This is a genomic window from Paraburkholderia sp. Ac-20347, from assembly GCF_017104805.1.
GTDB classification, from domain to species: domain Bacteria; phylum Pseudomonadota; class Gammaproteobacteria; order Burkholderiales; family Burkholderiaceae; genus Paraburkholderia; species Paraburkholderia tropica.
In genome coordinates this window covers 1-6,131 of the sequence record NZ_JAAGPN010000357.1, presented here as the reverse complement: position 1 = coordinate 6,131, position 6,131 = coordinate 1, and the positions used below count along the sequence as shown (strand labels likewise).

The 6,131-nt window shown below is 65.4% G+C and carries 6 protein-coding genes and 1 pseudogene; 5 read left to right on the top strand and 2 right to left on the bottom strand.

What is annotated here, in order from left to right; all coding sequences use genetic code 11:
* Positions 1-362 (bottom strand): ATP-binding cassette domain-containing protein (locus tag G3N97_RS35200; protein WP_205997449.1); only part of this gene is annotated, 362 nt, incomplete at its 3' end.
* A 27-nt stretch (positions 363-389) separates the two neighbouring features.
* A complete protein-coding gene (locus G3N97_RS35195) occupies positions 390-1,319 on the bottom strand; it encodes a metal ABC transporter solute-binding protein (RefSeq protein ID WP_205997448.1) in 930 nt (309 codons plus the stop codon).
* Positions 1,320-1,655: 336 nt separating this feature from the next.
* Between G3N97_RS35195 and G3N97_RS35190 the strand changes: the two genes are divergently transcribed.
* From G3N97_RS35190 to G3N97_RS35170, 5 genes and pseudogenes are all read left to right on the top strand, one after another.
* Entirely contained in the window at positions 1,656-2,459 is an 804-nt protein-coding gene (locus G3N97_RS35190) for an L-iditol 2-dehydrogenase (RefSeq protein ID WP_346778164.1), read from the top strand.
* Positions 2,460-2,571: 112 nt separating this feature from the next.
* The gene (locus tag G3N97_RS35185; protein ID WP_205997446.1) at positions 2,572-3,894 is read left to right on the top strand and encodes a sugar ABC transporter substrate-binding protein; all 1,323 of its coding nucleotides are present in this window, start codon (positions 2,572-2,574) and stop codon (positions 3,892-3,894) included.
* Between the two features lie 130 nt (positions 3,895-4,024).
* Complete coding sequence (locus G3N97_RS35180) at positions 4,025-4,972, top strand: sugar ABC transporter permease (protein ID WP_205997445.1); 948 nt, start codon at positions 4,025-4,027, stop codon at positions 4,970-4,972.
* Entirely contained in the window at positions 4,969-5,847 is an 879-nt protein-coding gene (locus tag G3N97_RS35175; protein WP_205997444.1) for a carbohydrate ABC transporter permease, read from the top strand. Before G3N97_RS35180 ends, G3N97_RS35175 begins: the two co-directional genes overlap by 4 nt.
* Before the next feature lie 22 nt (positions 5,848-5,869).
* A pseudogene (locus G3N97_RS35170) lies at positions 5,870-6,131 on the top strand (hypothetical protein); the annotation flags it as partial.

The following is a 6,131-nucleotide window of genomic DNA, read 5'->3' as shown; positions in this document are numbered from 1 at the left end:
CCGTCGGCGGCCATCGCCACGAAGTCGCGGCCGCGCACGCGGCGGCTCTCGAGCGCCGTGCGCGTCTGCGGCATGTAGCCGATCTTCGGATTGCCGCGCGCGACCGGTTCGCCGAGCACGCGGATCGCACCGCGCGAGGCGGGCACGAGGCCGAGGATCGCGCGCATCAGCGTGGTCTTGCCCGCGCCGTTCGGTCCGAGCACGCCGATGAATTCGCCCTGGTTCACGGCGAAGTTGGCGTCGCGCAGGATCGTGCGCTCGCCGAGCGTGAGCGTCACGCCCGCGAGCGTGAGCACCGGCTGCGGCGCGCGGTGGTGATGCACGTCCTGTGCGTGTTGCGGAGAGGGCGCGGCCTCTGTCATTGCTTCTGTTCCCTGAGTACTTCGTGTTTAGTGCTGCGCGAGCGCCTTGCCGAGCGCGTCGAGCTGCGCCAGCATCCACTGCTGGAAATTCACGCCTGCGGGCTGCGTCTCGGTCACGCTCACCGTCGGCACCTTCGATTGCTGCGCGAGGCCGAGCATGCGCCGCGTGAGCGCCTCGGTCGCCTGGCTGTTGTAGATCAGCACGTGCACGCGGCGCTCGCGCAGATCGCGCTCGAAAGCGGCGATGTCCGACGCGCTCGCCTCGGTGTCGTTCATCGCGGCCAGCTGGAAGCGCAGATTACGCATGTCCAGACCGATCGCATCCGACATATAGCCGAACACCGGTTCGGTGGCCGTCACCGGCACGCCCTTGTACTGCGCGCGCAGCGCGGCGACCTTCGCGTCGATCGGCTTGAGCGAGCCGAGGAACGTGGCCAGGTTCGCATCGTACACGCTCTTGTGCGCCGGGTCCGCCGCGCCGAGCGCCGCGCTCACCGCGCGCGCCACGGCGGGCATGGTTTGCGGGTCGTACCAGAGGTGCGGATTGTCGCCCGCTTTCTTGCCGACGAGGTCCGCCGCGACGATGGTCGTGCGCTGGCCGCCCTGGGTCGCGCCGAGCAGCTTGCTCATCCACGGATCGTAATCGGCGCCGTTGTAGACCACCACGCGCGCGTGCTGGAGCGCGCGCGCCGTCTTCGGGCTCGCTTCGAACAGGTGCGGGTCCTGGTCCGGATTGCTCAGGATGCTCGTCACGCTCACGTTCGCGCCGCCGATCTGCTTGACGACGTCGCCATAGAAGTTCTCCGCCGCGACCACGGGGATGGCGGTGTCGGCCTGCGCGGCGCGCACCGGGCCCAGCAGGCCCGCGACGGCGGCGAGGGTGGTGAACGTCAGCGTGGCGGCGGCCTGCGCGAGGCGGCTGCGCGTGCGCAGCTTCGCGCGGGAAATTGCGAGCATGGTTCTATCCTTGAACGAGAGGCGAGGCCGATTAAAGACGGAAAGCCGGACCGAAAGGGCCGAATGGTGAAAATCGGTGAAGGCGAGATGATATAACGTATCACGCAACATGGCGAGTCAGCCGGACGGCCGATGCCGGGAGTGCCGGGAGAATCGGGCGCGCGGCGTGCCGGCTTGCGCAGCGCACCATCGAAATCCGACGGCCAAGCGTTTGTCCGCCTTGACATGTCCGCGTCCGTATCCGATCATTCGACCACTAATAGAGCAAATGTTCATGTGTCGGGCGAGTGTTCATCAGCGCGCGCCGGCGGCACGGACAAACTCGGAGACAACCCTGTGGCACATTCCGCGAACCCGGCGGCTGGACGTTTGCAGGACAAGGTGGCGGTGCTGACCGGCGCGGCGAGCGGTATCGGCGAAGCGGTCGCGCAGCGCTATCTGGACGAAGGCGCGCGCTGCGTGCTGGTCGACGTGAAGCCCGCCGACGCCATCGCCGTCGAACTGGCCGCCGCGCATCCCGAACGCGTGCTTACGCTGAGCGCGGACGTCACGCGCCGCGAGGACATCGAGCGCATCGTGCTCACGGCGGTCGAGCGCTTCGGCCGCATCGACATTCTTTTCAATAACGCGGCGCTGTTCGACATGCGCCCGCTGCTCGACGAATCCTGGGACGTCTACGACCGGCTCTTCGCGGTGAACGTGAAGGGCATGTTCTTTCTGATGCAGGCCGTCGCGAGCCGCATGGTCGAACAGGGGCAGGGCGGCAAGATCATCAATATGTCGTCGCAGGCCGGGCGCCGCGGCGAAGCGCTTGTTTCGCACTACTGCGCGACCAAGGCGGCGGTGCTGAGCTACACGCAGTCGGCGGCGCTCGCGCTCGCGCCGCACCGGATCAACGTCAACGGCATCGCGCCGGGCGTGGTCGATACGCCGATGTGGGAGCAGGTGGACGCGCTGTTCGCGCGCTACGAGCATCGGCCGCTGGGCGAGAAGAAGCGGCTCGTGGGCGAGGCGGTGCCGCTCGGCCGCATGGGCCTGCCTGGCGACCTCACGGGCGCGGCGCTCTTTCTCGCGTCCGCCGACGCCGATTACATCACCGCGCAGACGCTCAACGTCGACGGCGGCAACTGGATGAGCTGAACCGCCGCGACACGCAGCAACGCAGGACCCGGCAGCACGACGTCACGTCGCATCAAGATTGCAACACGCAACGCACTACGACGCATAACGTAACAAACAAGGAGACAACGTCATGAAACCCGTTTTGAAGACCGTGCTGCGTGCCATGAGCGCGGGTGCAATGATCGCTGCCGCGGGCGCGGCCCACGCGCAGACCGTGACGATCGCGATGTTGAACAACCCGGACATGCTCGAGCTGAAGAAGCTCTCGCCGGCCTTCGAAAAAGCCAATCCGGGCATCAAGCTGAACTGGGTGATCCTCGAGGAAAACGTGCTGCGCCAGCGCGCCACGACCGACATCACGACCAACAGCGGCCAGTTCGACGTGATGATGATCGGCACCTATGAAGCGCCGCAGTGGGGCAAGCGCGGCTGGCTCGCGCCGATGACCAATCTGCCCGCCGACTACGACATCGACGACGTGGTGAAGACCGCGCGCGACGGTCTCTCGTACAACGGCACGCTCTATGCGCTGCCGTTCTACGTCGAAAGTTCGATGACGTACTACCGCAAGGATCTGTTCGCCGCGAAGGGCCTCAAGATGCCCGATCAGCCGACTTACGACCAGATCAAGGACTTCGCCGACAAGCTCACCGACAAGGCGTCCGGCACCTACGGCATCTGTCTGCGCGGCAAGGCCGGCTGGGGCGAGAACATGGCCTACGTGACGACGGTGGTGAACACCTTCGGCGGCCGCTGGTTCGACGAGAAATGGCACGCGCAGCTCACCACGCCCGAGTGGAAGAAGGCGGTGGGCTTCTACGTCGACATGCTGAAGAAGGACGGCCCTCCGGGAGCGAGCTCGAACGGCTTCAACGAAAACCTCACGCTGATGTCGTCGGGCAAGTGCGCGATGTGGATCGACGCGACGGTGGCCGCGGGCATTCTGTACAACAAGTCGCAGTCGCAGGTCGCCGACAAGATCGGCTTCGCGGCCGCGCCGACCGCCGTCACGCCGAACGGCGCGCACTGGCTCTGGTCGTGGGCGCTGGCGGTGCCGAAGTCGTCGAAGTCGCAGGACTCGGCGCGCAAGTTCATCGAATGGGCGACCTCGAAGCAATACGTCGAGCTCGTGGCGAAGGACGAGGGCTGGGCGTCGGTGCCGTCGGGTACGCGCATCTCGACCTATCAGCGTCCGGAGTACAAGCAGGCCGCGCCGTTCTCGGAGTTCGTGCTGAAGGCGATCCAGACCGCCGATCCGAATCATCCGACCTTGAAGCCGGTGCCGTACACGGGTGTGCAGTTCGTCGGGATTCCTGAATTCCAGTCGTTCGGCACGGTGGTCGGCCAGAACATCTCCGGCGCCGTCGCCGGTCAGATGAGCGTCGATCAGGCGCTCAGCGCGGGCAACGCCGCCGCCGATCGCGCCGTGGCGCAGGCCGGGTATCAGAAGTAACGCAGCGCAGTAAAGCAAGCGCAGTAAAGCAGCTCAGTAACGCAGCGAGGCGCGCCCGCGACGGCGTGCCTCGCGCTGCAGATGTGGTGCCGCGCCCCCGCGCGGCGCGCTACAGAGAAGGGTGGTCCTCATGCGTCATCTCCATCTCCACATGCCTCTATTCAATCGAACGCGCGCACCCAAACCGAACGTGCAACAGGTCGAACAGCGCCGCTCGGCGTCGCGCTGGCTGGTCTCGCCGTCGGTCGCCGTCCTGCTGCTCTGGATGACGATTCCGCTCGCGATGACGATCTGGTATTCGTTCACGCGCTACAACCTGCTGAACCCCGACCTCAAGGGTTTCGCCGGCCTCGACAACTACAAGTTTCTCGCCACCGATCCGTCGTTCATCCCGTCGATCATCCACACGATCGTGCTGATCGTCTCGGTGCTCGCGATCACCGTGATCGGCGGCGTGCTGATGGCGGTGCTGTTCGACCGCAAGTTCATCGGTCAGGGCATCGCGCGCCTGTTCGCCATCGCGCCGTTCTTCGTGATGCCGACGGTGAGCGCGCTGATCTGGAAGAACATGATCCTGCATCCGGTCTACGGTCTCGTGGCCGTGGCGATGCGCGCGGTCGGCCTCACGCCGATCGACTGGTTCGCGGTGTATCCGCTGTTCGCGGTCATCATGATCGTGGCGTGGCAATGGCTGCCGTTCGCGTTCCTGATTCTCTTCACGGCGATCCAGTCGCTCGACCAGGAGCAGAAGGAAGCCGCCAAGATCGACGGCGCGGGCGCGATCTCGATGTTCTTCTACATCACGCTGCCGCATCTGCGACGCGCGATCGCCGTGGTGGTGATGATGGAAACCATCTTCCTGCTGTCGATCTTCGCCGAGATCTACACGACGACGGGCGGCGGTCCCGGCAACGCGACCACCAACCTCACGTACCTGATCTACTCGATGGGCCTGCAGCAGTTCGACGTGGGCATCGCCTCGGCGGGCGGCATTCTGGCCGTCGTGCTGGCGAACATCGTGTCGTTCTTCCTCGTGCGCATGCTCGCCCGCAACCTCAAAGGGGAGTACGAAAAATGAGCCAGGTCACCGCTACGCCCGCCAGCGCGCCCAATTCGCCGCACGCGGTCAATCGCGCCTCGCCGCTGCAATTTCTCGGCCGCGTGGTGCCTGGTCTGCTCGCGTGGGTCATCGCGCTCGCACTGTTCTTCCCGATCTTCTGGATGACGATCACCGCGTTCAAGACCGAGCAGCAGGCCTACATTCCGTCGCTGTTCTTCATGCCGACGCTCGACAGCTTCCGCGAGGTATTCGCGCGCAGCAACTACTTCGCGTTCGCGTGGAATTCGGTGCTGATCTCGGCGGGCGTGACGATCGTCTGCCTGATTCTCGCCGTGCCCGCCGCCTACGCGATGGCGTTCTTCCCGAATCACCGCACGCAGAAAATCCTGCTGTGGATGCTCTCGACCAAGATGATGCCGTCGGTCGGCGTGCTCGTGCCGATCTATCTCTTGTGGAAGAATACCGGCCTGCTCGACAGCGTGAGCGGACTCGTGATCGTCTACACGCTGATCAATCTGCCGATCGCGGTGTGGATGTCGTACACCTACTTCAACGAGATTCCGCGCGACATTCTCGAAGCCGGACGCATGGACGGCGCGGCCACGTGGCAGGAAATCGTCTATCTGCTGATGCCGATGTCGGTGCCCGGCCTCGCATCCACCGCGCTGCTGCTGATCATTCTGTCGTGGAACGAAGCCTTCTGGAGCATCAACCTGTCGAGTTCGAACGCGGCGCCGCTCACGGTGTTCATCGCGTCGTATTCGAGTCCGGAAGGGCTGTTCTGGGCCAAGCTCTCGGCGGCTTCGCTGCTGGCGGTCGCGCCGGTGCTGATCGTCGGCTGGCTCTCGCAGAAGCAGCTGGTGCGCGGCCTCACGTTCGGCGCGGTCAAATAATCGAAGGCGAACCGCAAACGTCATGACGAACCCGCAAAACACGATGACGATCCAGGCACTCATCTGCGACTGCGACGGCGTGCTGATCGACAGCGAAGCCGTGGCCGCGCGCGTGCTGGCGCGCGAACTCGAAGCGCGCTGGCCCGGCACGAACGTCGCGCCCGTGCTGATGCCGCTGCTCGGTCAGCGCATCGAGCGCGTGCTGGCGGGCGCCAGCGAAGCGCTCGCGCGCACGCTGAGCGGCGCCGATGTCGATGCGATCCGCGCGGCGGCCGAAACCGAAG

Excerpts from the sequence above, each read along its gene's own strand:
- G3N97_RS35180 (WP_205997445.1), top strand. The coding sequence starts at position 4,025 with ATGCGTCATCTCCATCTCCACATGCCTCTATTCAATCGAACGCGCGCA.
- G3N97_RS35175 (WP_205997444.1), top strand. The coding sequence starts at position 4,969 with ATGAGCCAGGTCACCGCTACGCCCGCCAGCGCGCCCAATTCGCCGCAC.
- G3N97_RS35195 (WP_205997448.1), bottom strand. The coding sequence starts at position 1,319 with ATGCTCGCAATTTCCCGCGCGAAGCTGCGCACGCGCAGCCGCCTCGCG.
- G3N97_RS35185 (WP_205997446.1), top strand. The coding sequence starts at position 2,572 with ATGAAACCCGTTTTGAAGACCGTGCTGCGTGCCATGAGCGCGGGTGCA.